Source organism: Streptomyces sp. NPDC059142 (assembly GCF_042755665.1).
Lineage (GTDB): Bacteria > Actinomycetota > Actinomycetes > Streptomycetales > Streptomycetaceae > Streptomyces.
In genome coordinates, this window is the sequence record NZ_JBHZDA010000205.1 from 1 (window position 1) to 2,757 (window position 2,757).

Sequence of the window (2,757 nt, forward strand, 5' to 3'; positions counted from 1 at the left end):
GCCGCGACCCCCGTCGCGGCCGGGCCTTCCGCTGTCCGTACCGGAGGGCGCGGGCCCAAGTACCCCAAGGCATTTCGGTTGTGAAGGTTTCGTTTGTGGAGATTTCCCGGCAACCCTTGTGGGTATCACAGCCCACCCTGTAAATCTGCCTAAGTCTGAATGAGGCTTGATATAGACCCTGAACGGGAGAGACCGTGGCATTAGAACCGCGCTCGGGTATCTACGAGATCCTGGACGAGAGGTTCCGCATCCCCGCCAACGGGGACCGGCGCCTGGAACAGCTCTTCGACGGCTCGCGCTGGTGCGAGGGCCCCGTGTACATCCCCGCCTGGCGCCAGGTGATCTTCAGCGACATCCCCAACGACCGCATGCTGCGCTGGGACGAAGCGACCGGCGCCGTCGGGGAGTTCAGGACCGGCGCGGGCAACAGCAACGGCAACACCCTCGACCGTGAGGGCCGGCTGATCACCTGCGAGCAGGGCAACCGGCGCATCACCCGTACCGAGTACGACGGTTCGATCACCGTGATCGCCGACCGCTACCGGGGCAAGAGGTTCAACAGCCCGAACGACGTGATCGTGCACTCCGACGGCTCGATCTGGTTCACCGACCCGATCTTCGGGATCATCAGCGACTACGAGGGACACCGCGGCGAGAGCGAGATCGGCGCCAGCAACGTCTACCGGGTGGACCCGGAGACCGGACGCGTCCGCGTCATGGCCGACGGCTTCGGCGCCCCGAACGGTCTGAGCTTCTCCCCGGACGAGCGGCAGTTGCTCATCGCCGACACCCTCGCCGGCCAGATCCGCGCGTACGACGTGTACGACGGCCAGAAGCTCTCGGACGGCACCGTCTTCGCCGAGGCGCCGCTCACGGACAGCCAGTTCGACAGCATCGGCTTCGACGACGAGGGCCGCGTCTGGGTGGCCGCCGGCGCCGGCGGCATGCACTGCTACGACCCCGACACCACGCTGATCGGCCGGATCGTCTTCCCGGTGGGCATCTCCAACATGTGCTTCGGCGGCCCCAGGAACAACCGGCTCTTCGTCACCGCGTCGTCCACGCTCTACTCCCTCGTCGTCGCGGTGACCGGCGCCCCGGCCATCGGCAGCCCCGGCGCCTGCCTGCGCGTCAGGTCCGAGCACGAGGTGGCGGCGGCCGCGACCAGATGGCGGATGAACGCGGGGACCCCGTCCTAGAACGGTGAAACCCACCCCCGGGGGCGGTGGCGGCGAACGGGCGACGGACCCGGACGCGGCCACCGCCCTCTTCCGTGCCGCCGCTCCTGGGCAGGGGGCCACCCCTACGGATAGGGTCGGACCGGCGCGACTGCCTGTTCGAACGTAAGGGATGCACAGTGACGGACGGAGCGGTGTCCAAGCCCGCGCGGGTACTGATCGCGGCGGACAAGTTCAAAGGATCGCTCACGGCGACGCAGGTCGCCGAGCGGGTGACGGCCGGACTCCGGCAGGTCGCCCCCGAGGTGGCGGTGGAGACCCTGCCCGTGGCGGACGGCGGCGACGGCACGGTCGCGGCGGCCGTGGCGGCCGGTTTCGAGCGCCACGAGACCCGGGTGACCGGCCCCCTGGGCGACCCGGTCACCGCCGCCTACGCCCTGCGGGACGGTACGGCCGTCCTGGAGATGGCCGAGGCGTCGGGGCTCCAGCACCTCCCCGAGGGCGTCTTCGCCCCTCTCACCGCCACCACGTACGGCTCCGGCGAGCTGCTGCGCGCCGCGCTCGACGCGGGCGCGCGGACCGTCGTCTTCGGGGTCGGTGGCAGCGCCACCACCGACGGCGGCGCGGGGATGCTCACGGCGCTCGGCGCGCGCTTCCTGGACGCGGACGGCGAGCCCGTCGGGCCGGGCGGCGGCGGACTGCGCGCCCTCGCCACCGCCGACCTCTCCGGGCTCGACCCCCGGCTCGCCGGTACGGAGATCGTGCTGGCCAGCGATGTCGACAACCCGCTGACCGGACCCCAGGGCGCCCCCGCCGTCTACGGCCCCCAGAAGGGGGCGGGCCCCGAGGACGTCGAGATCCTGGACGCGGCCCTCGCCCACTACGCCACCGTCCTCGGGACGGGCGTGGGGCCGCGGGCCGCCGCGCTCGCGCTCTCGCCCGGCGCCGGCGCCGCCGGTGGCATCGGCTACGGCGCGCTCGTCGGTCTCGGCGCCGCCTTCCGCCCCGGCATCGAGGTGATGCTCGACGTCCTGGGCTTCGCCCCCGCCCTGGCCAGGGCCACCCTGGTGATCACGGGGGAGGGCTCGCTCGACGAGCAGACGCTGCACGGCAAGGCGCCCGCGGGTGTCGCGGCGGCGGCCCGCGCACAGGGCATCGAGGTGATCGCGGTCTGCGGCCGGCTGACCCTGGCGCCCGAGGCGCTGGGCAGGGCCGGTATCCGCCGCGCCTACGCCCTCACCCACCTCGAACCCGACCCGGCCCGCTGCATGGCCCAGGCGGGCCCGCTGCTGGAGCGCCTGGCGGCCGGCATCGCCCGCGACTTCCTGAGCTGAGCCGCCGGGACCGGGACCGGGAGGGCCCCACGGACCGATCCGGAACCGGGACGGCCCCACGGACGGCCCCGGCCCCGGTCCCGGACTTCCGGGCGGATCCGGCACGGGACATGGACATGGACATACGGAAGGGGGGGGGGGGGGGGGGGCCGGGGGGCGCCGGCTGGCGGGGCCCCCCCCGGTGAGGGGGGGGGGCCCCCCCGCGGGAGTGGGGGTTATACAAAAAAAAAAGGCGGCCCGGAAGT

The 2,757-nt window shown here is 73.0% G+C and carries 2 protein-coding genes; both read left to right on the forward strand.

The genetic code is table 11. From position 1 onward, the window contains the following. The first annotated feature begins 194 nt into the window (after positions 1-194). Entirely contained in the window at positions 195-1,199 is a 1,005-nt protein-coding gene (locus ACFXPK_RS32710; RefSeq protein ID WP_385080790.1) for an SMP-30/gluconolactonase/LRE family protein, read from the forward strand. Between the two features lie 158 nt (positions 1,200-1,357). Next, the gene (locus tag ACFXPK_RS32715) at positions 1,358-2,512 is read left to right on the forward strand and encodes a glycerate kinase (protein ID WP_385007812.1); all 1,155 of its coding nucleotides are present in this window, start codon (positions 1,358-1,360) and stop codon (positions 2,510-2,512) included. Positions 2,513-2,757 lie beyond the last annotated feature (245 nt).